The following is a 25622-nucleotide window of genomic DNA, read 5'->3' as shown; positions in this document are numbered from 1 at the left end:
GCCGGGCGAGGTCAAAGGCATGGTTTTGTTTTTTGATCGGACCAGAGCAATTCCAGCAAAACTGCGTCGCGGTTTTGCGTCTGGAATTGCGTAAAAACAAAAAGATAGAGCATTGGAGGCGAAATTATTTCGCCGAAAATGCGCTTCACGAAGACGCGACCCGACGGCCCACCTCCTCCAGCCAGTGATCGCGGATGCCGAGCGCCTCGAGATGCTCAAGTGTGCTCAAGAGATAGTCCTCGTTTCGCCCGGATTGGCCGACCGCGCCGCGAACGATCCTGGCCGCGTGATCGGCGTCGAGCGCGCCGGCATACTGCTCATGCCGGCGGTCGACGGTGTAGGCGACCGCCTCGACCGCGCCTCCACCATCCAGCCGGACATCGAGAATGCGTTCGAGATAGATGCTGGTGACCAGCTCGCGCTCGCGCAGATAGGAAAGCACCTCGTCGCGCAAATTGCCGGGAACACGGTAGGCGAGGCCGACGCAGGAGCCGCCCCGGTCGAGGCCGAGCACCAGGCCTGGCCGCGCGCGCGTGCCGCGATGCACGAAGGAATAGACGCAAAGCGAGCGGCGATAGCCGTAAAGCCGGGCGCGGCGCGTCTCGACATGGGCAAATCCGGGCCGCCAAATCAGCGACCCATAGCCAAAAACCCAAAAATCGCCCATATCGCCAAGCCTGATCGCATTCGAGTGAACGACACCGCACCGCCGAGGTGCTTCTTCTGGCCCCCGCTTGTTTGCGTATTGGTAAATGCCCGCTCGCCGGGTTAACGAGAGCCGCAGCATGACGTCAAGTGACGAGCGATCGCCCAAACTTCGCCGCCGGCTGTTCTGGCTTGCCGCGCTCCTTGTCGTGCTGTTCGCCGCCTATAGCGGCGGCTGGTTCTATCTCGCCGACAGGCTCAAGACCGAGGCAGATCAGGCGGTGGCGAGACTGGGCAGCAAAGGGATCGCCGCCGGCTGCGCCAACCTCGCCGTCAGCGGCTACCCGATGAGCTTCACGGTCTCCTGCGACAACATCGCCTATGAAGACGACACCAGGAAGGTCGCCGCCTCCACCGGCAGCTTCAACGCCGTCGCCGGGATCGCCGGACCCTTGTCGCCGGTCGCCGACCTGCGCGGGCCGTTGAGAACGATGGCGCCCGGAATGCCGCCGCTCTGGATCGACTGGGACCGGTTGCAGGCCAATGTCAAAGTGTGGTGGCCGTTGCCAAGGAGCGTTTCCGTGCAGGCTGAAGGCCTGAACGGTCAGACCGACCCGCAGGACGACACGGATCCGATCCAATTGTTCAGCGCCGGCAAGGCGGCCGGCCAATTGCAGCCGGCCGGCCAGGACATCAATTATGTCGGCAGCTTCGGCGACCTGGAGATCAACGCGGATGCCATCGACGGACGCGTGCTGCCGGCGCTGGACGGCAGCGGCGACGTGACGCTGAAGAACGGCGTGGCGCTGATCGCAGCGCCGCCGAAGAGCCTGCGCGGCCAGTCGATCGAGATCGCCAAGCTCGACCTGTCGTCCGGCACGGCGCGCATCATCGTGTCCGGACCGGTCTCCGTCGACGCGGAAGGGCTGGTCAACGGGGACCTGACGATCAAGCTCAAGGACCCGAAAGCGGTGGCATCTATCCTTGCCGGCGCGATTCCCGAGCATAAAAGCGGAATCGAGCAGGGCTTTGCCGCCCTGTCGATGCTTGGAAAAGAACCCTCGATGCCGCTCAAGATCGTCAAGGGCAAGGCCTCGCTGGGCTTCATCCCGCTCGGCAAGATCAAGCCGCTTGAATAGAGCGTGGTCCCGAACCGAAGGTCAGCATAGCAAAAGGTGGGGACCGGTTTTCGGGTGAGATCATGCCGACTGAGAAGAGTAAAGCAACGATGCCGAAGCCGGTCAGACTGCTCAGCGTCGGCGCCTTCACCCTCGATACGATCCTTCGCGTCGAGACGCTGCCCGCGCATCAGGGCAAGTTCATCGCCAGCGACGGCGTCCAGATCGCTTCCGGCATGGCGACGAGCGCCGCCTGCGCCGCTCGGCGTCTCGGCGCCGAGGTCTCGCTTTGGGCAAGCACGGGCGACGATCCGGTCGGCAATCAGCTGATCGCCGACATTCAGGCCGAAGGCGTCGACTGCAGCCTTATCCGCCGTGTTCCCGGCGCGCGATCGGCGCTGGCCGCGATCCTGGTGGATGCGCATGGCGAGCGCGTCATCGTTCCCTTCTATGACAAAAAGGCGCAAGCCGATCCCGAGGCGCTGCCGCTCGCCGACCTCTCCGCCTTCGACGCCGTGCTGGTGGATGTCCGCTGGCCGGGCGCCGCGGCGCTGGCTCTGGGCGCGGCCAGATCGACCGGCCGTCCGGCGATCCTGGACGCCGACACCGCGCCGATCGAGGTGCTGGAGCGGCTGTTGCCCTTGGCCTCGCACATCGTCGCTTCCGAACCGGCGGCGCGCATCGTCTGCGGCCACGCGCTCGACCCAGAAAGCGCCTGCGCCGACCTCGCTTCGCGCACCGATGCCTTTGTCGCGGTGACCGGCGGCGCGGCCGGCACCTGGTGGCACGACCGCGCGACTCGGCGCGTGCGCCATGTCGAGGCGCCGAAGGTCAAGGCGATCGACACGCTCGCCGCCGGCGATGTCTTCCACGGCGCCTTCGCCGTCGGCCTCGCCGAGGCCCTGCCCATGGAGGAAGCCCTGCGCTTTGCCAGCGCCGCCGCGGCGCTCAAATGCCTGCGCTTCGGCGGCCGCCTCGGCGCGCCGGATCGGGCCGAAACGCTGGCGATGATGGCGGCGCACTGGCCGCCAGCCCAGGGCTAGAACGCAAAAGTATCTCGGCTATTTCCGCGAAATCGGCACAAATGCTGGGGTTGGCGTAAGCCGCTCAACCTCGTCATTCCAGGGCGGAGCAGTCGCGAGGCGGCGTCGCGGAGACCCTGGAATCCATTCCGTGACCTGAGCCATGGAACGCGGCGGAGCAGAATTCTGCACCGCGACAGCGCTCGGAAGTCACGGAATGGATCCTCGGGTCTGCGCGGGTCGCTTCGCTCCTTGCTCCGCCCGTGGATGACGATCGCGATGGGCGTTTCGGCCAATCTCCAGCGCATGCGCCTGCCCAGGCTGACAGGTCAATCCACGCCAGAGAACGAGGGAAAAGCCTAAGGCTTGGCCGGGTGCTCGACCGCCTGGCGGCCAAAATCCGGCACATCGATATCCTGGCCGGCCTCGATGATCGAACGGCGGATTGCGCGGGTGCGGGTGAAGAGGTCGAACAGCTTCTCGCCGTCGCCCCAGCGGATCGCCCGCTGCAGTGAGGCCAGATCCTCCGAGAAACGCGCCAGCATCTCCAGGATCGCGTCCTTGTTGTGCAGGCACACGTCCCGCCACATGGTCGGGTCGGAGGCGGCAAGACGGGTGAAGTCGCGGAAGCCGGAAGCGGAATATTTGATGACTTCGCTCTTGGTCACCGCTTCCAGATCGTCCGCCGTGCCGACGATGTTGTAGGCGATGATATGCGGCAGATGCGAAACGATCGCGAGCGTCATGTCGTGGTGCTGCGGGTCCATCGTGTCGATGTTGGAGCCGCAGCGCTGCCAGAATTCCGAAAGCGTCTCGAGCGCGGCGGAATCGGTTCCCGGCAGCGGCGTGAAGATGCACCAGCGGTTCTCGAAGAGATCGGCAAAGCCGGCATCGGGTCCGGACTTTTCCGTGCCGGCCAACGGATGTCCGGGGATGAAGTGCACGCCTTCGGGCACATGCGGCTGCATTTGCGCGATGACGGAGGCTTTGGTCGAGCCGACATCGGTGAGGATGGCGCCCTTCTTCAGCGCAGGCGCGATCTCGGCCGCAACCTCGCCGGACGAGCCGACCGGAACCGAGACGATGACGAGATCGGCGTCACGCACCGCTTGGCTGGCGTCGGTGCTGTAAGAATCGCCAAGGCCAAGCTCCTCGGCGCGCTCGAGCGTCGAAGCGCTACGCGTCGCTATGGCGATATGGCGCGCCAGGCCCTCGCGGCGGATGACGCGGGCGAGCGACGAGCCGATAAGGCCGATGCCGACCAGCGCTATTTTCTCGAACATCGGTGATGCCATGGTGTCTAGCTTTTCAGGAAGGTCTTCAGCGCATCGATGACGCCGCGATTGGCTTCCTCGGTGCCGACGCTCATGCGCAGCGCATTGGGGAAGCCGTAGCCGGTGACGCGGCGCAGGATGTAGCCGCGCGCGCTCAGATAATCGTCCGCCGCCGCCGCCGAATGTTTCTTGCCGTCGGGAAAATGGATCAGCACGAAATTGCCGACGCTGGGCGTGACGCGCAGGCCGAGCCCGGTCAGCTCGGCGCTGAGCCAAGCCAGCCATTTCTCGTTATGCGCCACGCTGCGCTCGATATGGGCGCGGTCGCGGATCGCGGCGATGCCGGCCTCGATCGCTGTGGCGTTGACGTTGAAGGGGCCGCGAACGCGGTTGATCGCATCGACGATATGCGCCGGCCCGTACATCCAGCCGATACGCGCGCCGCCGAGGCCGAGCTTGGAGAAGGTGCGGGTCATCACCACGTTCTCGGAGCTGCCCGCCAGCTCGATGCCGGCCTCGTAGTCGTTGCGCCGCACATATTCAGCATAGGCCGCGTCGAGCACCAGGAGCACGTTCTTCGGCAATGCAGCGTGCAGCCGGCGCACTTCCTGGAACGGCACATAGGTGCCCGTCGGATTGTTGGGATTGGCGAGGAACACGATCCGCGTCGCCGGCGTCACCGCCGCGAGAATCGCGTCGATGTCGGCGCGCTCGTCGGTCTCCTTGACCGCCACCGGCTTGGCGCCCGCCGCCTGGATATAGATCTTGTAGACCATGAAGGCGTGCTCGGTGAACACGGCCTCGTCGCCCGGCGCGAGATAGGTCTGCGCCAGCAATCCCAGGATCTCGTCGGAGCCGTTGGAGCAGATGATGTTGGCCGGATTCAGCCCATGCACCTCAGCGATCGCCTCGCGCAGCCGCCGCGCCGTGCCGTCCGGATAGACATCGAGCTTCGCCGCCACCTCGCGCGCAGCCTCGATCGCCTTAGGCGAGGGCCCGAGCGGATTTTCGTTCGCCGACAGCTTGTAGACTTTCGTCACGCCGGCCGGCGCGTTGCTTTTTCCCGGCACATAGGCCTCGATGTCCATGATGCCCGCGCGGGGCGTCGGACGGGGCTGATCCTGCTTCATGTCACAAATCCGTCGAGAAGGCCTTCAAGGCCGCAGCGGAAATACAGGCCACGGGCTGGAATGTCGAGGGCCGGCGCCTGGCACCCGTATCCGGTCGCGAGGAGGCCACCCGTTGACGAAGCGCGGCGCTGGTCCTAGAAGGATTGCCAGACTCCCGTGGTGATTTGGCCGGTCGGCTTGCAGCCACGTTAAACAACTCGCTAAAGGGCCGTTTGCAACCTGTAACCGGCTTTGCGACGGCAATGCCGGTTTTTTATTGTCCGCTGCCGGCCGGACACCGCGTCGGGACGAGTCCGATGCGGGACAGGATGAGGACGGACATGGCCGCTCAGCGTGCTGCAAGAACCAACGACGAGGCCGACCATCCGTCGAGCCCGGTGCTGCGGTTCGGCCCGGACAAGCCGCTGAAGCTCGACGCCGGAACGCTGCTCTCGCCCTTCCAGATTGCCTACCAGACCTATGGCACGCTCAACGACGCGCGCTCCAACGCCATCCTCGTCTGCCACGCGCTGACCGGCGACCAGCACGTCGCCAACACCAATCCGGTGACCGGCAAGCCGGGCTGGTGGGAGGTTCTGATCGGCCCCGGCAGGATCATCGACACCAACCGTTTCTTCGTCATCTGCTCCAACGTCGTCGGCGGCTGCCTCGGCTCGACCGGCCCGGCCTCGACCAACCCGGCGACCGGCAAGCCCTACGGGCTCGACCTGCCGATCATCACCATACGCGACATGGTGCGCGCGCAGACGATGCTGGTCGATCATTTCGGCATCGAGAAGCTGTTTTGCGTGCTTGGCGGCTCGATGGGCGGCATGCAGGTTCTGGAATGGGCGGCGAGCCATTCGGAGCGCGTGTTCTGCGTCCTGCCCATCGCCACCGGCGCCCGCCATTCCTCGCAGAACATCGCCTTCCATGAAGTCGGCCGACAGGCCGTCATGGCCGATCCCGACTGGCATGGCGGCAAATATCTCGATTTCGGCAAGCGGCCGGAAAAAGGGCTCGCCGTCGCGCGCATGGCCGCTCACATCACCTACCTTTCGGAAGCCGCGCTCCACCGCAAGTTCGGCCGCAATTTGCAGGACCGCGAGGCGCTGACCTTCGGCTTCGACGCCGATTTCCAGATCGAGAGCTATCTGCGCCATCAGGGCATGACTTTCGTCGACCGCTTCGACGCCAATTCCTACCTCTATCTGACCCGCGCGATGGACTATTTCGACCTTGCCGCCGATCACGGCGGGCGCCTCGCCGACGCCTTCGCCGGCACCAAGACGCGTTTTTGCCTGGTTTCCTTCACCAGCGACTGGCTGTTCCCGACCGAGGAGAGCCGATCGATCGTGCATGCCTTGAACGCGGCGGGCGCTTCCGTCTCCTTCGTCGAGATCGAAACCGATCGCGGCCACGACGCCTTCCTGCTCGACGAGCCGGAACTGTTCGCGGCCATCAACGGCTTCATCGCCTCCGCCGCCCGCGCCAGGGGGCTAAGTCTATGACCCCGAACCGAAGGTCAGCGAACGCAAAAAGTCGCCGACTTTTCGGACCGGCATCATGCGCTATGCAGGAGGCGAAGCCATGAGCGTCAATCGCGCCCAGCGTGTCGACCTCGAGGTCGTCACCGATCTCATCCCGGCCAATTCGCGCGTCCTCGATGTCGGCTCGGGCGACGGACTGCTTCTGGAACTCCTGCAGGAGACCAAGCAGGTCGACGGCCGCGGGCTGGAACTGTCGCAGCGCGGCGTCAACGAATGCGTGGCGCGCGGCCTTTCCGTCGTCCAGGGCGATGCCGACAAGGACCTCGAATTCTATCCCGACAAGGGCTTCGACTTCGTCGTGCTCTCACAGACCCTGCAGGCGACCCGGAACCCGAAGCTGGTGCTCGACGAGCTGCTTCGTATCGGCAACCGCGCCATCGTCTCCTTCCCCAATTTCGGCCACTGGCGCGTGCGCTTCTCGCTGTTGGTCAAGGGCAGGATGCCGGTCACCAAGGACCTGCCCTACTCCTGGTACGACACGCCCAACATCCATTTCTGCACCATCCGCGACTTCGTCAACCTCTGCGAGGAACTCGGCGCGACCGTCGAGAAGGCAACCGCGCTCGACGCCAACGGCCAGAAGATCGGCCTGTCGATGCCCTGGTGGTTCTGGAATTTTTTTGGTCAGCAGGCGGTGTTTTTGCTGAGGCGATGACGGAAATTCGTTTCTTTCGTCGATCGCCGGCAGTGGTGGAAATCCCCCCGAATATTCTTTCCGAAATACGGGCGGGAATTCTCGTCTGCACATCGCCGCGCAGCGGTCATCTTGCAGGTTTGATGGTTTCCGCCGGGCTGGGCCATCCGCTGGAATGGTTCGGCGGCGACGTCTGCTGGAGCTGCCGGATTATCCGCGAGATCCCCGCGCCCAGCTACTGCGTGCGCTGACAGGGGCGGTCCTCTACCGGCGTCTATGCAATCAAGCTCTTTGCGAGTCAGTTCGCACAACTTGCCGATAAGATAACTCATCTGACAAATTCGCAGCGCATAATTGCATCCCGATAGTTTGACAGCATGCTGTTAGGACTATAGCCACTGGGTTGATCAACCGGTTGTGCCGCGATGGCTGAACATCCCACCTATTCTATCGTCTTGGAGATGGAAAATGCCAAATCCATCGACTGGGACGAGATTGGCCTTGGGCTGAAGGCCTTGGCGCGCGAGATCGCCCAGGCTTCCGCTACCGGATTTCCGAAGCCGAAGGTCATAATCTCGCACGGCGGCCTCGAAACTGACGCAGTCTCACTGCGAAGCAGTATCGGAGCTGAAGCGCCACAACTGGAGCAGGTTGCCGATCTGGCCTTCGCGGCGTTCCCTGGCGGCAGATATTACGACCTCAAGAACAACGGCATTCCCTCGTGCGAAGGGAGCGTCCTTGTTTTTCTCGATTCCGATACAGTTCCGGAACGGAACTGGCTCTCAACTCTGCTGAAACCCTTCGTCGACCAGCCTGAAACCATCTGTGTGAATGGACACACCTATCTTTCATACGATGACTTCTTCTCGCGAACCTTCGCGTTGATCTGGTTTTTCCCGATGGCTGAGGGAGACGAGAGATTCGCCTCGAAGCGTGCTCTCAACGCCAACAACATCGCCTTTCGGCATGACTGGATATCCAGTCACCCATTTCCAGTTCACAACGGCTTCAAGGTCTCGTGCACGTTGCTGATGCACCAGCTTTGGAGCGAAGGCCACAAGATAGTCAACGTGGACGCACGCGTTCACCACTACTCGCCGCGGGGCTGGGGGTTCTTCTTTTGGCGCGCGCTGGTAACCGGCAGGGACGCCGATCGAAAATTCGTCGAGCTTCATGCACCTGGCAGGGCTCGGCGTATCGTCAAATCCTTCACGCGCTGGGGGACTATGTCTTGGCGCACGATCCGGCGAGTGACAGGCCATGCGCGGCAGACCGGCATGCCGTTCTGGCAAATCCCGTTTGCTGTCATTGTCGGACTGGCGTTCTATACACTGGCGTTTTTCGGCCATTTCAGCCTGGCGGCCGGCCTTGTCCGCGACGAGGTCGAAATGGTGCCGGACTATATCGGGCACAGCTAGCGTCAATCTTTTCCCGCTAGCGAAGCACATCCCTAGCCTTGTGCGGATGCTCGACGCCGTCGACGAAGATCACGTCGGACTGCGAGCTCTGGGTGCGCAGCGAAAGGATCGCCTGATAGGCCGGTGAATTGTACCGGTCCCGCATATGCTGCCTGCCGGGGAATTCGATGACGATCAGGTGCCCGGGCCAAGGGCAAAACCGTCCGTTGGTTCCTGTTGGCGGGCCGCCTAATCAACAGGAAGGCCAGTTGTGTTGCCATCAGACCGCAATGTTGCGGAAAAACCGCTAATTTTGGCATTTCTCGGCCGGCCTGGCGTGACACAAAGGGGGGTTTTTTGTAGCGTCGGCCGCAAATCAGAGGTGGGACACGAAGATAGCCATCGGACCCATCCGACAAACGCTAGATCCGACCGGTGGTGGCAGCCCGATGTCGAGCCAGGACGTTCCGCTGATCTCAGTGATCACGCCAACCCATAACCGTCGCAGCCAGGTCGTGCGCGCGGTGGAAAGCGTTCTGGCGCAGACACTTACCCGCTTCGAGCACATTGTGGTCGACGACGGTTCGACCGACGGGACGGCCGCTGCGCTCGCCGAAATCCGCGACCCGAGGCTGATTTATGTCGGCGCCAAATGGCGCGGTGCAAATGCCGCGCGCAATGCGGGCATCGAGCGCGCGCGGGCGCCGGTCGTGACGTTTCTCGATTCGGACGACGTCTATCTGCCCGACCGGCTGGAACGGACGCTGGCGCGCTTCGACCAGAACCCCTCGCTCGAAGTCCTCATCAGCTCGTTCGTATCGCTGAAGGGCGGCCGCAGCACCAAATGCATCAATCGCGACGCCTTCCTCGACAAGAGCACGCTGCAGCGCGCCCTGGTCTCGCAGACCATCTTCATTGCCGGCTCGGCGATCACCGCAAGACGCGAGTCGCTGCTCGCGATCGGCGGCTATGACAGCGACATCACGCGCATGCAGGATCGCGAATTGCTGCTGCGCTTTGCCCAACGCGGCGGCGCCTTGCTGTCCGAGGATATCGACTGGAAGAAGTACAATTCGGAGAATTCGATCTCCGGCCGCCGCGACGGCTATGTCGAGGCCTATGCCAGTCTGATCGACAAGCATCCTTATATCGCCGACCGCTATCCCGACGTTCCGCCTTACATGATTGCGCGTCAGATCATCGCCGATATCCTCAAGGGCAGGTTGCCGCAGGCGTTTTCGGGCTATCATGCCAACCGGTCGTCCAAGTCGCTCGGCTACTCGCCCGCCGAACTCTTGCGCGGCTATGTCGTCGGCCGCCGCTGGCGGCGCGATTGCTACGATGAGTTCCGCGCCAAATACGGCGCCCGGGCGGTCTGAGAACCGCAAGACGGCTATCTGTCGAGTTCCGGGAAATAAGGATCGGAAAACCGCTGCCGCAGGCGCTCGCCCAGCAGGCAATCGACCGGCATCGCATCCTCAACGTGGAAGGAGCTGGCGTCTGTCAGGCCGCTGACTTCCTGGACCAGCTTGCGGCGGACGGCGGTGGAGAATTCGGACGCCGCGTAGATCGGCAGCACGAACGAACCGGCTCCTCCGGTCACGCAGTCGGCGTAGTAGCGGTCGAGACGGCCCACACTCGGCGACGGACTGATCAGTATAGGCAGGCCGTTGATGACGACACCGCTGGCAACGGCGGCATCGCGGACTGCCGTGACGGGCAGCCCGGTATTGTTGGGCCCGTCTCCCGATATGTCGATGACGCGGCGTGGCGCCGAAAAGCCGGTTCTCTCCAGGAGCCCGGCGCCGAAGCCGAGGGCGCCCGAGATCGAGGTGCCTCGGAAGCTGCGGAACGGCCGCGTGGCGATCTTGTCGGCGAAGGCGTTGGCGCTGTCCTCGCCGTCGATGATCTGCCAGGCAATGGCCCCGTCCTCGCGCACGACGCCCGCCCATTCGAAATAGGCGAGCGCTATGCGGCCATTTGGACCCGAGCGTACGGCGTTGATGAAGTCGGGATGGCGTAGCGCTTCGACATAGCCGGCGCGCTGCAGGGCGAGTTCACGCTGGTCCATCGACTGCGAGATGTCGACGGCAAGCACAAGTTCCACGTCCACCGGCGCGCCTTTGCCCGGCATGGGCAATGGCGCCGCCTCGGCGCAGGCAAGGCACACAAGCAGGCCGAGCATCGCAAGCATGGCAGCCTCGAACGACCCGGCGGATTTTCCCGGCGATCACGGCGAAAATAAGCTATTTCTTCCCCTGGCGGGCAGCGATGGGTGGTGGCTCGATCGCGCCGGCGCGGACACGGGCCGGCTTCAAAGCCGGTGCGCCGGTATCCTTCACGATATTCAGCGCGCGCGGGAAGAACTGGGTGTTGTGCTGGCCCCGCCCGATATTGATGATTGCGGTTTCGGGCAGGCGCTTCTGCAGCATGGCTAGCACCCGCCGCAACGTCGGCCCGTCGAACGCATCCAGGGCTTCGTCGATGATCACCCATTTCGGCTTGCGCAAGGCGAGCCTGGCGAAAGCCAGCGCCCGTTGTTCGTCATCGCCGAGCTCGCGTTCCCATCGCCTGGGACGATCAAGGGTGGTTGCCAGTGGATCGAGGCCGACCTCGCCAAGCACCGCCGCGATCTCGGCATCGCTGGCCGGGGCCTTGCCGTTCGGATGATCGAGCACCTCGCGCAGCGTGCCGGCCGGGAAATAGGGCACGCGCGGCACGAAGATGGGGGTCTCGCCAGCCGGCAGGCCAATCCGGCCGCTTCCCCACGGCCACAGGCCGGCAAGGGCGCGGAAGAACAATGTCTTGCCGGCACCCGGCTCGCCGGTGATCATGACGCGCTCGCCGGCGTGGATTTCGACATCCGTCTGGGCAAGCTTGGTGCAGCCTTCCGGCGAAGCCACCTGAAGCGTGTCGAAGGTCAGGCTGCCATTGGCGTTTTCGCCGAACTGGATGTGTTTTTCCGTGTCATGCAGCGCGTCGGTTTCGGTGAGCGCGATGCGGAAATCGGCCACGCGCATCAGCGTCGCGCGCCAGTCGGCGATACTGCCGATGTTGTTGATGAACCAGCGCAGGGATGAATGAACCTGGTTGAAGGCGCCGACCGCCATCATCAACCCGCCGAATGAGATGTCGCCCGAGAAATAGACCGGCGACGCCACCAGGATGGGCGCCACCACCGTTATCCAGCCATAGGTGTCGGTCACCCAGGCCAGGTTGATCTGAGCGGTGAAGATGCGCCGCATGGCGCCCAGCACCGTGCCGAGATCGAGCTCGAGCCGGCGTCTGGCGTCGGGCTCGCCATGATAGAGCGCGATCGCATCGACATTCTCGTTGACCCGCACCATGGAGGAGCGCAGCTCCGCCTCGCGGGTGTAGCGCTCGCTGTTGAGGCCGATCAGCGGACGCCCGACCAGCCAGCTCAGCCACGAGGCGATGCCGGCATAGAAGAACGCGGCCCAGACCATGTAGCCCGGTATCTCCAGCGAATGGCCGCCGACATGGAACACGAAGCCGGAAGACAGCTCCCAAAGCACGCCGATGAAGGAGACAAGCAGAATGAACGACTGCAGCAGGCCGACGCCCAGATCCGTCGACAGATCCGACAAATGAGCGGCATCTTGCTGCATGCGCTGGTCGGGATTGACGCCGATGGCGCCGGCATTGGCAAGCCGGAAGGCCCGCGCCGGGCGCATCCATTGATCGATGAGGTCGAGCGTCAGCGCCTCGCGCAGCCTCAGACGGATCATCTGGTTGAGCCAGGTCTGGCCGATATTGAGCACCAGAAGCCCGCCGGCGATCATCGCAAAGACCAGAAGCTGGTGCAGGAAGGCCGTCATGTCGCGCCGGGCCAGCGCATCGTAAAAAGGCTGGTTCCAGCGATTGAGCAGGACCTGTCCGACCGAGGTTGCGACGATGACCGCGACGATACCGATGGAGACCCAGGCAAGTTGCCTGCGCACCGGCGAGGATTTCAGCCCCAGCTTGATCGTCGCCACCTGGTCGGCGAGGCTGCTCGCCTCCACCGAGACAACGGGTTTCTGCGGCCCCGGCTTTTTATTGGTCTGGTCGTCCATGAAGGATATTCCTGATTTCCGCTTCGGTCATGAATACCGCGCCGAGCGAGCATGCCTTAGCTCGGGCATGCCTCAGATAGGGTGACGATTGCCGCGCGATGCAAGGCGCGGCGATCACGAACGCGTCACTTGGCCAGGCGCGGCATCAGCCGCACGCCGGCCAAGCCGCGTTGCCCCCTGCGGCGAGAAGACCGGCACGAACACGCGGCGAGAGGCACGCTGCGCGACCGGCACACCCTGATAGAGCCGCTTCTGCGCCTCGACGACAATGACGCCGGAAAAGATCGGCCAGAACCGCCGGCCGGCCTTCTCCAGCACATTGTGGAAGCGCATCATGAAACGCCGCGGCGACGGCGGGAAGAACAGCGCATCGCTCCATGTCGCCGGGGTGAAATTCGCCTCGCGCAGCAGCTCGGTCAACTGGCCGCGCGAGAACGGCCGGCCATTGCCGAAGGGCGTGTGCTCGAACCGCGCCCAGACGCCGCGCCGGTTGGGCACGACGATGACGACTCTGCCCGCCGGCGACAGCACCCGCCAGATCTCGTTCAGCGTCTCGCGCGGATTTTCGGCATGTTCGAGCGAATGCACCAAAAGCACGCGGTCGATGCAGGAATCGACCAGCGGCAGTTCCTCGTCGAAGACTAGCGCCGTCGCCGTCGGCCCCGACACCGGCCACACCACCGCGCCTTGCGTCGCCGGCATGAAGGCGAAGACGCGCTCGGCATCGGTGCCGAAGCGTTCCAGCCATGGCAGCGCATAGCCGAGGCCGACCAGCCGCTCATTGGGAACGGTCGCCCATACGGACGACAGCGCCATGGTGATCGAATGCTCGGCCAGGCGCCCGAGCGTGGTCGAATAGAAGGAACGCAGGTCGACGATATCCGAATGCATGCGCGCGACGGTAGCTGCGAAGGGGCCCAAGTTCAACAAAGGCGGAAAGTTCAACAAAGGTGCCGAGTTCAACAAACCCGGATGACATCGGCGGCCGGCCGCCCTATGTCTGCGACGACAAAGGGAGACATGCGATGCCGGTCGAAATCGAGCAGTTCATGTGCCGCACCGACAATTTCGGCGTGCTGGTCCACGACCCGAAAAGCGGACAGACGGCGATCATCGACGCGCCGGAAGAAGCGCCGATCCTGGCGGCGGTCAAGCGCACCGGCTGGACGCCGACATTGATCCTCACCACGCACCATCATGCTGATCATGTCGAAGCCAATCTGGCGCTGAAGGAACGCTTCAAATTGCGCATCGTCGGCCCGGAAGCGGAGAAGGCGAAGATCCCGGGCATCGACGAGACGGTCAGCCAGGGCTCGGTCGTGCTCCTTGGCGAGGAACGCATCGAGGTCATCGAGACGCCCGGCCATACCGCCGGCCACGTATCCTACTATCTGCCGGCTTCGAAGGTGGCCTTCACTGCCGACACGCTGTTTGCGCTGGGTTGCGGCCGCCTGTTCGAATGCAAGCCGCCGGTCATGTACGAATCGCTGAAGAAGCTGGCGGCGCTGCCGGCGCAAACCGCCATCTATTGCGGCCACGAATACACCTTGGCCAATGCCCGTTTCGCGGTGACGGTCGACCCGACCAACTCAGCGCTGAAGCAGCGCGCGGCGAGGATCGAAGCGCTGCGCGCCGACAACAAGCCGACATTGCCGACGACCATCGGCGAGGAGTTGTCGACCAACCCGTTCCTGCGCTGGCACGACCCGGCGATCCGTAAGCGTCTCGGCATGGAGAAAGCCTCGGATGCCGAGGTGTTTGCCGAGATCCGCAAGCGCAAAGACAATTTTTAGTTCCACCGCATGTCGACCAAAAGGCTCGACGTTCGTCGCAGCAAAGGCCGCCAATGACCAGCGCCGCCGAGATCATCGCAAGGCTAGGCCTCGAGCCGCATCCGGAGGGCGGCTGGTACGCCGAGACCTTTCGCGACGCCACAGGCGGCCCGCGCGGTCATTCGACCGCGATCTATTTCCTGCTCGAGCACGGCCAGCTTTCGGCCTGGCACCGGGTGAAGGATGCGGCCGAGGTCTGGCATTTTTATGCTGGAGCGCCGCTGGCGCTGTCGATGCATGAGGAAGGCGCAGGCGCCGTCATCGAGCAGGTGCTTGGCACGGCCCTTACCGCCGGCGAGCGGCCGCAGATCATCGTGCCGGCCGGCTGGTGGCAGTCGGCGCGCAGCCTCGGCGAGTGGACGCTGGTCGGCTGCACCGTGGCGCCGGGCTTCGATTTCGCCGCTTTCGAACTGGCCGAGCCGGGCTGGCAGCCGGTCTAGAGCAATTCCAGGAAAAGTGTGAGCGGTTTTCCGTCCGAAATTGCGAAAAAAAGAGATAGGGCGTTTCGTCGTTTCCGTGAAACGGTGAAACGCACTAGGCGAGTAGAAGTCCCAGCGTGATCGCCAACTGGGCGGCATAGTAAAGCACCCAGACCGCATGGCGCATCCACACGAGCTGCGGCGAGATCGCCGCGAGCAGGAAGCGCTCGGCCGCCAGCAGCCCGTCCGAGGCGATGAACAGCACCGCGCCGGCAATCACCCAGGGATGGTCCGTGGTGAGCGCCGAAATGCCCATGGCGAGGATCGCCGCGACATAGACGGCGACTGGCGCGCGCAGTTGCGGGCCGACGCGGCGCCAGAGCGCGGCGAGCATGACGATGCTGAATGCGGCCATGGCCAAGGCGATCGCGCCGCGCCAGGATTCGGCGCTCAACAGGCCGAGCCCGCCGCCTGCCTGCGAAAACAGCGCGATATAGGCGATATGACCGGCGAGAAAGCTCGCCAACCCGCTGAGAAAGGCCTTTTCGCCGTCGCGTGACAGAAAGGCGTCGCCGACGGCGCTGAGTGCCAGCGCCGCGACGAGCAGCAGCGGACCGCCCTGCATGGCGGCAAGCACGGCCAGCAAAGCCACGGCAAGCGTCTTTGCCGCCGTGCGCGTCCACTTCGGCGGCATGTCGAGCGCAAAGGCGTAGATCACGGCCGCGACGAACGAGAACAAAAGCGTCGCGTTGGCGTTGGCCTCGATGCCGCCGGAAAACGGCATCATGCGTTGACCTCTTTCGCCGCCGGCTTGCGCATCAGCAGCGACTTCGCCGCGAGCGCAGCGCCACCGGTGATGAGCACGCAGGCAGCGAGGATGCGCAGCGACGGCTCGGCGACGCCGGCAGCGATCAGCACCAGCGTCGACAGAAGCGGCGCGGCATAGCTCGCCGCGCCCAGCACCTGGATGTTGCCGCGCTTGACGCCGATGTCCCAGGCATAGAAGGCCGCGCCCACCGGCATCAGGCCGAGCCCGATGACGGCCAGCCATTGCCCGAGGCTGTCCGGCAGCACCGTCTTCTCAAGCAGCAGATGGCAGGCCAGCGACAGCGCCGACGTCGCCGCGCAGAACCAGGTGACGATCGAGGTCGGCACCGACGGAAAGCGCCGCGACAAGAGCGAATATGACGACCACAACAGCGCGCAGACGGCCGCCATCGCATAGCCGAAGGCGTAGCGCGCGTCGAAGGCCAGCCCGCCGCCCTTGGTGACGATCAGGAAGGTGCCGGCAAGGCCGAGCAGCGCCCCGACGACATGGTTCCAGGCAAGCCGCTCGCCCGGCATCAGCGCCGAGCCGAGCACGATCAGCAGCGGCCACAAATAGGCGATCAGGCTCGCCTCGACCGCCGGCGCATTGCGCAGCGCCGTGAAGTAGAAGAAATGATAACCGAACAGCCCGGCAATGCCGATCACCCAGACTTGGCGAGGGATCTTCCGGCCCCGGTCGGAAGCCGGCATCACCAGCCGCGCCACGAGCCCGACGCAGGTGCCGATGGCGAAGGTGATGGCCGACAACAGGAAGGGTGGCACCTGTCCGGAAGCGTTGGTGAGCAGCGCCAGCAGCGCCCACATGGCGACCGCCGAAAACCCGATCAGTGTTGCGCGCCCCATATTTCCCCCGCCGGCGCGCGGTGGCGCCTGTCCTAATTTACCGCCTCGAACCGTCTCGCGCTGATGGTCAGCGGACCAATCTGGGTCCCGACCGTGGCGCGGATCGGCGCATATATGCCGGATTGGCCGAGCGGTGCAAACGTCACCAGCATGCGGCTCTTGTTCTTCAGGAAATTCAGTGCCTTGCGGCCCTTGCGATAGCCCGCCACCGGCTCGAAGCCCATTTTGCAGGTCACCGTGTCGCCCTTGTAGCCCGGCACCGAGATCGATCCCTTGGAGGCATAGGTCAAGGTCAGGTCGGCGCGCATCTCGCCATCATAGAACTTGACCGTGCGTCCGCAGACCTTGTCCAGGCTGTCGGCATGGATGACGGTCGCGGCCATCGGATCGAGCACCGATTTCAGGTCGCTATCGCCCAGCGGCACCCAGCTCTTCGGATCGCGCTTCTTTGGCGCGGGAACGACTTGCGTGGAGGTGACGGCGCCGTTGTTGAAGCGGATATCGACCATCGAGGCCTTCTTGCCCGACGTATAGTCGGCCCGGAATGCGTGCGGTTGCATCTGCTTACCGGAAATGGTGCCTTTCGAGGAAATCGTGCCTTTCGTGTCGTCGAACAACTTGCCGAGGCCGGCGGCCGAGACGGTGCCGTCAATGGCATAGTTGTCGCCTTGGTATCGGCTGGAGAAAGTCGCCCTGGCGATCGAAAGGCCGAGAAACGACACCGTATACTCGCCCTTGAACGACTGCGGCGGCGCGGCGGCGAAGCTCGTTGCCGGCACGGCAACGGCAAGCAGGGCGGCAAGTGCATGAGAAGGACGGAGCATGGCGGCTGGCTGATCCCTGGCGGTTCGGCCGGAACGCAGCGGCTCCAGCCTGTCAGATCCCTTCGCGAGGGGCTTATACTGTGAAATCCGGCCTTTATATGGAGCGTGCCTGACAGCGGGGCGCGTGCCGGAGCTTGACGCAGTGGTGAAATGCCACTATGGAACGCCAACTTTTCCAAAGGCCGCCTGACCGAGACCGCGCGCCGCCCGGCGCGGGCAGAATGGTTTGGCAGGCTTAGAACTGAGGTTAGACAAGATGTCCCGCACCTGCGAACTCACTGCCAAGGCAGTCCAGACTGGCAACAATGTGAGCCACGCCAACAACAAGACCAAGCGTCGCTTCCTGCCGAATCTGGTTAATGTGACGCTGATTTCCGAAGCGCTGAACCAGAATGTTCGCCTGCGCATTTCGGCCAACGCGCTGCGTTCGGTCGAGCACCGCGGCGGCCTCGACGCTTTCCTGGCCAAGGCCGACGTCAAGGAATTGTCGCAGCGCGCCCGTCTGCTCAAGAAGCAGATCGCCAAGAAGCTGGCCGAGCAGTCGGCCGCTTAAGCCGCAGTTTTTAGGCGGGGGACGACCGCCTCGAGCCCCGGCCAGACCGGTGCTCGAAACAGGAGCGAGCGTCGGCATGACGCTCGGCTGGTTCCATTACCCAGGATAAAAAAATGTATTTCCTGACGCGATATTTGCCCTTCGTGGCCGCCATGGCGTTTGTCGTCGTGGCGTCGAACATCCTCGTGCAGTTCCCGATGCAGGGCCAAGTCGGTGGCCTGTCGTTGGCGGACCTGCTGACCTGGGGCGCCTTCACCTATCCTTTCTCCTTCCTGGTCACCGACCTCGCCAACCGCCGCTATGGCCCGGCCGTGGCGCGCAAGGTGGTGTTCGTCGGCTTCATGACCGCGGTGACCTGTTCGATCCTGATTCCGCCCTTCCTGTTCCGTCATGGACTGATCGAGTTCGAGACCGCCGCCGACCGGCTGGTGCGCATCGCAGCCGCCTCGGGAGCTGCCTTCCTCGCCGCGCAATTGCTGGACGTTACCGTCTTCAACCGGCTGCGCCGGCAGAGCTGGTGGCGCGCGCCGATCGTCGGCACGCTGGTCGGCTCCATCTTCGATACCGTCGTCTTCTTCGGCGTCGCCTTCTCCGCCGCCTTCGCCTTTGCCGGTCCCAACGACAGCTTCGCGCTGGAGACCGCGCCGCTGATGGGTGTGCTGCCGGTCGAGACGATGCGCTGGGTCTCCTGGGCGCTCGGCGACCTTTCGGTCAAGCTGATCATCGCCGTAGTGGCGCTGATCCCCTACCGGCTGCTCGCCGCGCGCTGGAGCCAGCCGGCGGTCGCGGTCGGAGCATGATCCCAGCAAGTGGAATCGGGCCGTGATCCCCTGGGTTCAGCTTGACTCCGCCCGCACGCCCGATGGCGGCCAGGAGCTGCGCCTGAAGCGGCGCGGCGCTGAATTCTCGATCATGCTCGGCACCAAGGAGCTGATGAACAGCCGCCTCAGCGGTTCCGAGGAAGCGCTGGCCAGGCTTTCCTGTCAGCGTATCGCCGGACGCGGGCGGCCAAGCATCCTCATCGGCGGGCTTGGCATGGGCTTTACCTTGCGCGCCGCTCTCGCCGCGCTCAATGGCGATGCTGCCGTCACCGTTGCCGAACTCGTCCCCGCGGTCGTCGCCTGGGCACGCGGTCCCATGGCGGAAATCTTCGGCGGCTGTCTCGATGATCCCCGCGTCACCATTCGCGAGGCCGATGTCGGCCAGGTGATAGGGGCGGAGAAAGCCGTCTGGGACGCGATCCTGCTCGACGTCGACAATGGTCCCGAAGGCATCGTCCACGAGGGCAACGATGCGCTCTATGGCGCCGCCGGCCTTGCGGCCGCACGCACCGCGTTGAGGCCCGGCGGCGTGCTGGCGGTCTGGTCGCAGGGGCCGGACAGCGGCTTCACCCGGCGGCTGAAACAGGCCGGCTTCGTGGTCGAGGAGATCAACACGCGGGCCAACGGCAAGCGCGGCGCCCGCCACGTCATCTGGATCGCAACCAATCAGGGCTGACGCTTTCAGCCACAGCCGCGGCGGCTTTACGCTTTCTTACGCCCGATCGTGCAGGATCGCGAAAATTCTCCAGAGTGGTCCGCCATTTCACGGAAACGGCGGACCACTCTATCTCTTTGTTTTGACGCAATTCCTGACGGAAAACCGTGGCACATTTTTCCTGGAATTGCTCTAGGACATCGCGACCAGCATGACCATGCCGGGCACCGGTTGGAAAAACGACCTTCTGCTTGCGCTGTGCGCCACGCTGGTGGTGCTGACGATCAACGCCGTTTCCGGTTTTCCGACCCTTGGCGACTATGGCGCCGATAATGACAGCATGCTGCGGCTGGTCGAGGTTCGCGACCTGCTAGGCGGCCAAAGCTGGTTCGATCTCCACCAATACAGGATGGGCATCTCGGGCGGCTTCGTCATGCATTGGTCGCGGCTTGTCGATACGCCGCTCGCGCTGATCATCATGGCCTTCGATGCGCTGGGCGCCAGCACGGCCACGGCCGAGCGAGCCGCGCAGATCATCTGGCCGACCCTCCTCTACGGGCTGACTATATTCGTGCTGATGCGCGCCTCGCAGCGCTTCGCCGCTGCGAATGTCGCGATGCCGGCAGTCATTCTGTCGACGGCGGCGCTTTTCTACCTGGTGATCTACAGCCCGGGCGTGATCGATCACCACAATGTCCAGCTGCTTCTGACGGCGGCCGGCCTCTGGCTTCTGATGGAAGCGCCCTCCTGGCGGCCCGCGGCCCTTCTGTCGGGCATTTGCGCCGGCCTGACGCTCGCGGTCGGCATGGAGACGGCTCCCTATGTGGCGGTGCTTGGCATTTGTGCGGCTGTCCTGTTCGTCCTCGACGACAAGGAGCGCGTCACGGCGCGAGACTTCGGCCTCGGATTTGCCGGAATTGCATCCCTGGTCTTCGTGGCGACCATCCGGCCCGCCGACTGGGGCGTGGCCCAATGCGACGCCTTCTCCTCCTTCCAGTTCGCCGTGGCCGCATTGTCCGGCTTCGGCCTCGTGATCGCCAGTACCTTTGCCGCATCGAGCCGCCGGGCGCGGCTGGTTTCGATACTGGCGCTGATGGCGGCGGTCGCGGTCGTTGTGATCGTGTTCTTCCCGCAATGCCTGGCATCGCCCTATGCGGGCATGGACGAACGTATCCGCACCTATTGGCTGGCCGACGTGGTCGAAGCGCAGCCCTTCTGGAGCGTCGCCATCCACCAGCCGAAGCTGATGGCGGCGCGCTATGTGACGCCCTTCATCGCGATCCTGCTGGTCGGCTTTCAGCTCCGAAGCCGTCGCCTGCGCCGCGCCGAGATGCTCGCCACCATCCTGCTCGTCGTCGCCTTCGGCGTCAGCCTATGGCAGGTGCGCGGCTCGACCTTCTCCGTCGCCATCGCCGTGCTGCCGCTTTCGGCCTGGATCGCGAGAATCCGCCTGCGGGCGGACGCCGCGCCCTCGTGGCGCCTTTCCACCGGCATCGTCATGGCGTGGCTGGTCTCGCTCAACGCGACCTGGGCCGGGGTCGCGGTGGCGGCGCAGTCCGTGGTTCGGCAGGCGCCACAGCGGGTTAATTCCGACCCCGACCATGCCGTGACCTGCGGCAAGCCGGGCGACTTCCACGATCTTGCCGCGATGCCCGCGACGACGGTGCTTGCCTCGTCCAATCTCGGCTCGGGAATATTGACCTTCACCGGCCATCGGGCGCTGGCCGGCCCTTACCACCGCAATGTCGGCGGCAATCTCGCCATGCTCGACGCTTTCATGGGGACGCCGGAGGCCGCCCGCGCCGTCATCGAACGCGAGCATGTCGGGCTGGTCGCGATCTGCCGCGGCAACACGGAAGAGATATCGCTGGCTCTGGACGCGCCGAAGGGCCTTGTCGCGGCGTTGCTGCGGGGCGACCTGCCGGAATGGCTCGAACTGGAGCAGTCTACAGCCGGAAAGCCGATCGAGATCTACAAGATCCGCTGAATATCGGCCCGCGGCCATATCAGCATCGTCGACAGCGCCCTCGCAACACGGCTGCTCTGCGCTGATGCAATTTCACTGCGTGATTTAGAAAACCGCTATCGAAATCAGTTCCGTGGATCGTTGCAATCCAGCCTGTGCTTTGGTTAGCATTTCGTTTAGGCGGCGATATATGTATTCAAGAAATTTGGATTCGGGGTTTTAGCTTGGGGAGAAGACATCCATGTCGGCCATAGAGGGCGCGGCGGCGCCAGCATCAGCCACACAAACGCTGCAGCATGTTGTCTCTCACATGGTGGACGCCGTGAACCGCGCCGCGTTTGTGGAAAAGCCTTTCTGGCATCTGGAAATGACCGATGTTTTCCCGGCGGACCTTTATCGGCGCATGCGCGCCGCCATGCCGGAGGCGCGCGAATATCGTGCGCTCAAGGGACGCAACAATGTGAATATCAAGGCTGACGGCACCGCAACGCGGATCAAGATCGACCTCTACCCCGAATACATCCGCCATCTGCCGCAGGAGAAGCGGGCGATTTGGTCCCTGGTTGGCAAGGCATTGCATGCGCCGCAGCTTAAGGACGCATTCATGCGCCGCCTTGCCCCGGGCTTGGAGCGCCGGTTCGGCTCGGACTTCATGAAGGTCGGCATGTATCCGGTGCCGATGCTGACGCGCGACGTGGCGGGCTACAAGATCGGCTTTCATACTGACACGAAATGGAAGGGCATCACGGTCCAGTTCTACCTGCCGGAGGACGACTCGATCAACCATATCGGCACCCGCTTCGCCGAGCGCATGCCGGACGGGCGTTTCGAGAATTCGCACCGGATGTCGTTTTCGCCGAACACCGGCTACGCCTTTGCGGTCGGCACCGACACCTGGCACGCGGTCGACACTGTCGGACCGGAAATCCGCACCCGCGACAGCATTATTCATACCTATTTCGTGGACAACACCGCGACGCTCAAGATCCGCAACCGGAGCAAGCGCGCGGCCAATTTCGTGATGAACGAAGTCCGCCACGTCGGCCGGTAATCTTTCGGCGCGCCCCGTCGGCACGGCTGAATCCATACCGGCCAGCCGTCGTCAATCCTGGTGCAGGATGAATTCCAGGTAGAGGTTGCGCTGCAGGATCGAATGGTTGTCGTCGGATATCAGCGACACCATCAGCGCGCCATCCTCGCGGGTCCAGACATCCAGCCCTTCCATATTGTCGATCTGGTAGCCCATATCGGCCTCCATCAGTACCGGCCCGTCGGCGACCGCGCCCTTCTCGACGCTTTCGCCAAAGATGCGCCGCAGCCGCATTTTCACCCCGCGCGCGATCGAAAAACTGCGCTCAAGCAGCAACAGGTCGCCATCCGGCAGGAAGGCGCCGTCGGTTACGTCGAAATCGCCGTCGCGTCTGACGGTGAAGATGCCCTTATGCGGCCCCTCGATGATGGCGGCATAGACGTTGCCGGCTTCATCGAGGCTCCTCTCCGAGACCACGACCAGGCCGCCCGCGTGCTGCCCATAAGGATTGGCATGGGTGACGGTCTCGAAGCCGCGGTTCTGGCGCAGCTCCCGGGCGGGGATCTGGTAATCGAGCTGCCGGATCGGCGCTTTCATATTGTCGGGATCGATCTTGAACTGGGCGACGCGCTGGTCGCGCTCAAAGCCGACGGTGGCGATACCGTCCCTGACCGCGAGCCCCTCAGCGTCGACCTTCCATTTCCGGTTGATCGGCCGGCCCGAAGCGTCGACCATCTGCTGCAGGCGGAAGTTCGAAACGCCCGACGGACGTCGGTCGGCGTCATGCGTGATCGTGCCGAAGAACCAGAAGCCGGTGTCGGCGACGCCGATGAAGTCGCTGCCCGGCTTCAGAAAGCGAAAGGCCGACAGCGCGCCGAAATCGCGCGCCTGCGAAGTCATCTCCAGCCCGCCGACGAATTCAAGCGGCCCGAACCGCGTCTCGTCGCGGCCGATATGGAACTGGCTGATCGGCCGCGCCGAAATCCCGACTGTTTCGACGGGAGTTCCCGGAGCGGCCATGGCCGGTGAGGCGCAGGCCAGCACGCAGGCGAAAAGCGTCCGCCGCGCACACCGCCCCGAAAGGATCATCCGGCGCGTCGCAATCCGCCGCGCCGCGTGTCGCGTGCGCTCTCCTCGCCGAACAGCGAGGCGAGCTGCTCGGTCATGGCGCCGGCGAGTTCCTCGGCATCGACGATGGTGACAGCGCGGCGATAATAGCGCGTGACGTCGTGGCCGATGCCGATCGCCAGAAGCTCGACCGGCGAGCGCGTTTCGATCAGCTCGATGACCGCCCGCAGATGGCGTTCCAGGTAATTGCCCGGATTGACCGACAGCGTGGAATCGTCGACCGGCGCGCCGTCGGAGATCATCATCAGGATCTTGCGCTGCTCCGGCCGGCCGATCAGGCGGTTATGCGCCCATAGTAGCGCCTCGCCGTCGATGTTTTCCTTCAGCAGGCCCTCGCGCATCATCAGCCCGAGATTGCGCCGCGCACGCCGCCACGGATGATCGGCGGACTTATAGATGATGTGGCGCAGATCGTTGAGCCGGCCGGGATTAGGCGGCTTGCCATCCTTCAGCCACTTCTCGCGCGCCTGCCCGCCTTTCCACGCCCGCGTGGTGAAGCCGAGGATTTCCACCGAAACGCCGCAGCGCTCCAGCGTGCGCGCCAGGATGTCGGCGCAGGTCGCGGCGACGGTGATCGGCCGGCCGCGCATGGAGCCCGAATTGTCGAGCACCAGCGACACCACCGTGTCGCGGAACTTGGTGTCGCGCTCCTGCTTGAAGGACAGCGGCTGCATCGGGTCGATGACCACGCGCACCAGGCGGGCCGGATCGAGATAGCCTTCCTCCAGGTCGAAATCCCAGGAGCGGTTCTGCTGCGCCATCAGCCGGCGCTGCAGCCGGTTGGCGAGCCGCCCGACGACGCCGGAAAGGTTGGCAAGCTGCTTGTCGAGGAAGGCACGCAGCCGGTCGAGCTCCTCTTCCTCACACAGGTCCTCGGCGCCCACCGTCTCGTCGAAGGCGGTGGTGAACACCTTGTAGTCGATCTCCTTCGGCAGGTTCAGGAACGGATTGTCGTTGCGCTTGGCCTCGCCCGGCGTCTCGGCGTCGGCGTCGTCCTCATCGGACAGGTCGTCGGAGGTGGCGTCGGTCGCTTCGGTCTCGGCCGACTCTTCGTCGTCGGCGGAGGCTTCGGCATCTTCCGACTGCGACTGCTCGGAGCCTGAATCCTCCTCGCCGCCTTCCTCGCTCTGTTCCTCGCCCTGCTGCTCGTTCTCTTCGTTTTCCTCCGAGTCGTCGGTTTCCTGGTCGTCGCCGAGTTGCTCTGCCATTTCCATGGAAACCAGCATGTCGCGCACGACGCGGGCAAAGGCCTGCTGGTCCTCGAGCTTGGCCGACAGGCCGTCCAGCTCGCCGCTCGCCTTTTCCTCGATCCAGGGACGCCAGAGATCGACCAGCCGCTCGCCGCTCTTCGGCACGGAACGTCCGGTGAGCTTCTCGCGCACCATCAGCGCAATCGCTTCCTCGAGCGGCGCGTCCGCCTTGTCCCTGACGTCGACGAGGTTCGCCTTGGCGTATTTGTCCTCGAGCATCGAGCCGATATTGTCGGCCACGCCCTGCATGGCGCGGCTGCCGATCGCCTCGACGCGCGCCTGCTCGACGGCGTCGAAGATGGAACGCGCCAGCTTGCCTTCCGGCGCCAGCCTGTTGTGGATGCGCTGATCGTGACAGGCGCGCTTCAGCGCCATGGAATCGCCCAGGCCGCGCGTGATCGCAATGTCGTTGCGGGACGCTTTCTTCGGCAGTTCGGGCAGGCGCGCGCGGTTGCCGGCCAAAGCCGGCCGGTCCTTGGCAAAACCGACCTCGAGGTCCTTGTCGCCGGCGACGGCGCGCATGCACACGGTCACCGCGCGCTTGAAGCTGTCGGCTTCAGACCCGTTCTTCGGCTTGTTGCGCGTGTTGTCGCCTGGACCCGCCATGATCATTCCCTGCGCGATTCATGCTGAAAGGCTGGAGGCCTT

Annotated in this window: 25 protein-coding genes, 1 pseudogene and 1 riboswitch; of the genes and pseudogenes, 14 read left to right on the top strand and 12 right to left on the bottom strand. The window is 64.2% G+C overall.

Going from position 1 to position 25622, the window contains the following annotated elements:
- Nucleotides 1-145 precede the first annotated feature (145 nt).
- Complete coding sequence (locus LB538_RS18195; protein WP_224527407.1) at nucleotides 146-667, bottom strand: gamma-glutamylcyclotransferase; 522 nt, start codon at nucleotides 665-667, stop codon at nucleotides 146-148.
- A 118-nt stretch (nucleotides 668-785) separates the two neighbouring features.
- Between LB538_RS18195 and LB538_RS18190 the strand changes: the two genes are divergently transcribed.
- Together LB538_RS18190 and LB538_RS18185 are read left to right on the top strand one after the other, a co-directional pair.
- Complete coding sequence (locus LB538_RS18190; protein WP_224527404.1) at nucleotides 786-1784, top strand: DUF2125 domain-containing protein; 999 nt, start codon at nucleotides 786-788, stop codon at nucleotides 1782-1784.
- A gap of 89 nt (nucleotides 1785-1873) precedes the next feature.
- On the top strand, nucleotides 1874-2806 hold the full coding sequence (locus LB538_RS18185; protein WP_224527401.1) for a sugar kinase: 933 nt from the start codon (nucleotides 1874-1876) through the stop codon (nucleotides 2804-2806).
- A gap of 338 nt (nucleotides 2807-3144) precedes the next feature.
- On the opposite strand, the gene LB538_RS18180 is transcribed toward LB538_RS18185, so the two are convergent.
- Together LB538_RS18180 and hisC are read right to left on the bottom strand one after the other, a co-directional pair.
- Nucleotides 3145-4080 (bottom strand): prephenate/arogenate dehydrogenase family protein, encoded by a 936-nt coding sequence (locus LB538_RS18180; protein WP_224527397.1) that lies wholly within the window; start codon nucleotides 4078-4080, stop codon nucleotides 3145-3147.
- Between the two features lie 5 nt (nucleotides 4081-4085).
- Entirely contained in the window at nucleotides 4086-5189 is a 1104-nt protein-coding gene (gene hisC / locus LB538_RS18175) for a histidinol-phosphate transaminase (protein WP_224527395.1), read from the bottom strand.
- 146 nt (nucleotides 5190-5335) lie between these two features.
- A riboswitch (SAM riboswitch) is annotated at nucleotides 5336-5413 on the top strand.
- 96 nt (nucleotides 5414-5509) lie between these two features.
- Between hisC and metX the strand changes: the two genes are divergently transcribed.
- From metX to LB538_RS18155, 4 genes are all read left to right on the top strand, one after another.
- On the top strand, nucleotides 5510-6679 hold the full coding sequence (gene metX, locus LB538_RS18170; RefSeq protein ID WP_224527392.1) for a homoserine O-acetyltransferase MetX: 1170 nt from the start codon (nucleotides 5510-5512) through the stop codon (nucleotides 6677-6679).
- Nucleotides 6680-6758: 79 nt separating this feature from the next.
- Nucleotides 6759-7373, top strand: a complete 615-nt coding sequence (gene metW, locus LB538_RS18165; protein WP_095767561.1) for a methionine biosynthesis protein MetW — start codon at nucleotides 6759-6761, stop codon at nucleotides 7371-7373.
- Nucleotides 7370-7603 (top strand): hypothetical protein, encoded by a 234-nt coding sequence (locus LB538_RS18160; RefSeq protein ID WP_224527388.1) that lies wholly within the window; start codon nucleotides 7370-7372, stop codon nucleotides 7601-7603. Before metW ends, LB538_RS18160 begins: the two co-directional genes overlap by 4 nt.
- A gap of 174 nt (nucleotides 7604-7777) precedes the next feature.
- Nucleotides 7778-8770: a glycosyltransferase gene (locus LB538_RS18155; RefSeq protein ID WP_224527384.1), complete on the top strand. Its 993-nt coding sequence runs from the start codon at nucleotides 7778-7780 to the stop codon at nucleotides 8768-8770.
- A gap of 16 nt (nucleotides 8771-8786) precedes the next feature.
- On the opposite strand, the pseudogene LB538_RS18150 reads toward LB538_RS18155, so the two are convergent.
- Nucleotides 8787-8960 (bottom strand): annotated as a pseudogene (locus LB538_RS18150) (DUF1330 domain-containing protein); the annotation flags it as partial.
- Nucleotides 8961-9198: 238 nt separating this feature from the next.
- Here LB538_RS18150 and LB538_RS18145 point away from each other — a divergent pair.
- Nucleotides 9199-10128 (top strand): glycosyltransferase family 2 protein, encoded by a 930-nt coding sequence (locus LB538_RS18145; RefSeq protein WP_224527381.1) that lies wholly within the window; start codon nucleotides 9199-9201, stop codon nucleotides 10126-10128.
- Between the two features lie 14 nt (nucleotides 10129-10142).
- Here LB538_RS18145 and LB538_RS18140 read toward each other — a convergent pair whose 3' ends face one another.
- The 3 genes from LB538_RS18140 to LB538_RS18130 form a co-directional block, all read right to left on the bottom strand.
- Nucleotides 10143-10934, bottom strand: coding sequence for a DUF1194 domain-containing protein (locus LB538_RS18140; protein WP_411909033.1), 792 nt, complete (start codon nucleotides 10932-10934; stop codon nucleotides 10143-10145).
- 61 nt (nucleotides 10935-10995) lie between these two features.
- Nucleotides 10996-12825, bottom strand: a complete 1830-nt coding sequence (locus LB538_RS18135) for an ABC transporter ATP-binding protein/permease (RefSeq protein ID WP_224527375.1) — start codon at nucleotides 12823-12825, stop codon at nucleotides 10996-10998.
- A 114-nt stretch (nucleotides 12826-12939) separates the two neighbouring features.
- Complete coding sequence (locus LB538_RS18130) at nucleotides 12940-13716, bottom strand: class I SAM-dependent methyltransferase (RefSeq protein ID WP_095767455.1); 777 nt, start codon at nucleotides 13714-13716, stop codon at nucleotides 12940-12942.
- Nucleotides 13717-13850: 134 nt separating this feature from the next.
- On the opposite strand from LB538_RS18130, the gene gloB reads away from it, so the two are divergent.
- Nucleotides 13851-14618 carry a hydroxyacylglutathione hydrolase gene (gloB, locus tag LB538_RS18125; protein ID WP_224527372.1) on the top strand — a complete coding sequence of 256 codons (768 nt, stop codon included), beginning with the start codon at nucleotides 13851-13853 and terminating at the stop codon, nucleotides 14616-14618.
- 53 nt (nucleotides 14619-14671) lie between these two features.
- The gene (locus LB538_RS18120; protein WP_224527370.1) at nucleotides 14672-15097 is read left to right on the top strand and encodes a cupin domain-containing protein; all 426 of its coding nucleotides are present in this window, start codon (nucleotides 14672-14674) and stop codon (nucleotides 15095-15097) included.
- A 94-nt stretch (nucleotides 15098-15191) separates the two neighbouring features.
- Here LB538_RS18120 and LB538_RS18115 read toward each other — a convergent pair whose 3' ends face one another.
- From LB538_RS18115 to LB538_RS18105, 3 genes are read right to left on the bottom strand one after another with little or no spacing between them, the layout of a single operon-like run.
- Nucleotides 15192-15863 carry a lysoplasmalogenase gene (locus tag LB538_RS18115; RefSeq protein ID WP_224527366.1) on the bottom strand — a complete coding sequence of 224 codons (672 nt, stop codon included), beginning with the start codon at nucleotides 15861-15863 and terminating at the stop codon, nucleotides 15192-15194.
- Nucleotides 15860-16747 (bottom strand): DMT family transporter, encoded by an 888-nt coding sequence (locus LB538_RS18110; RefSeq protein WP_095767451.1) that lies wholly within the window; start codon nucleotides 16745-16747, stop codon nucleotides 15860-15862. Before LB538_RS18110 ends, LB538_RS18115 begins: the two co-directional genes overlap by 4 nt.
- Nucleotides 16748-16779: 32 nt before the next feature.
- Nucleotides 16780-17571: a DUF3108 domain-containing protein gene (locus tag LB538_RS18105; protein WP_224527363.1), complete on the bottom strand. Its 792-nt coding sequence runs from the start codon at nucleotides 17569-17571 to the stop codon at nucleotides 16780-16782.
- A gap of 256 nt (nucleotides 17572-17827) precedes the next feature.
- On the opposite strand from LB538_RS18105, the gene rpmB reads away from it, so the two are divergent.
- The 5 genes from rpmB to LB538_RS18080 all read left to right on the top strand — a co-directional run bounded on the left by rpmB (nucleotide 17828) and on the right by LB538_RS18080 (nucleotide 22617).
- Nucleotides 17828-18124: a 50S ribosomal protein L28 gene (gene rpmB, locus LB538_RS18100; protein WP_095767449.1), complete on the top strand. Its 297-nt coding sequence runs from the start codon at nucleotides 17828-17830 to the stop codon at nucleotides 18122-18124.
- Between the two features lie 113 nt (nucleotides 18125-18237).
- Entirely contained in the window at nucleotides 18238-18924 is a 687-nt protein-coding gene (locus LB538_RS18095) for a queuosine precursor transporter (protein WP_224527360.1), read from the top strand.
- 22 nt (nucleotides 18925-18946) lie between these two features.
- Nucleotides 18947-19621: a hypothetical protein gene (locus tag LB538_RS18090; RefSeq protein ID WP_224527358.1), complete on the top strand. Its 675-nt coding sequence runs from the start codon at nucleotides 18947-18949 to the stop codon at nucleotides 19619-19621.
- Between the two features lie 190 nt (nucleotides 19622-19811).
- Nucleotides 19812-21587 carry a GtrA family protein gene (locus LB538_RS18085; protein ID WP_224527355.1) on the top strand — a complete coding sequence of 592 codons (1776 nt, stop codon included), beginning with the start codon at nucleotides 19812-19814 and terminating at the stop codon, nucleotides 21585-21587.
- Nucleotides 21588-21807: 220 nt separating this feature from the next.
- Nucleotides 21808-22617, top strand: coding sequence for a hypothetical protein (locus tag LB538_RS18080; protein WP_224551547.1), 810 nt, complete (start codon nucleotides 21808-21810; stop codon nucleotides 22615-22617).
- A gap of 51 nt (nucleotides 22618-22668) precedes the next feature.
- Here the strand turns inward: LB538_RS18080 and LB538_RS18075 are convergent, their stop codons facing one another.
- Nucleotides 22669-23685, bottom strand: coding sequence for an esterase-like activity of phytase family protein (locus tag LB538_RS18075; RefSeq protein WP_224527347.1), 1017 nt, complete (start codon nucleotides 23683-23685; stop codon nucleotides 22669-22671).
- Nucleotides 23682-25580: a cobaltochelatase subunit CobT gene (cobT, locus tag LB538_RS18070; protein ID WP_224527344.1), complete on the bottom strand. Its 1899-nt coding sequence runs from the start codon at nucleotides 25578-25580 to the stop codon at nucleotides 23682-23684. Before cobT ends, LB538_RS18075 begins: the two co-directional genes overlap by 4 nt.
- Nucleotides 25581-25622: the final 42 nt, after the last annotated feature.

Source organism: Mesorhizobium sp. Ca11 (assembly GCF_020165275.1).
Lineage (GTDB): Bacteria > Pseudomonadota > Alphaproteobacteria > Rhizobiales > Rhizobiaceae > Mesorhizobium.
The sequence above is the reverse complement of the archived record's forward strand: the minus strand, read 5'-3'. Positions and strand labels throughout refer to the sequence as shown.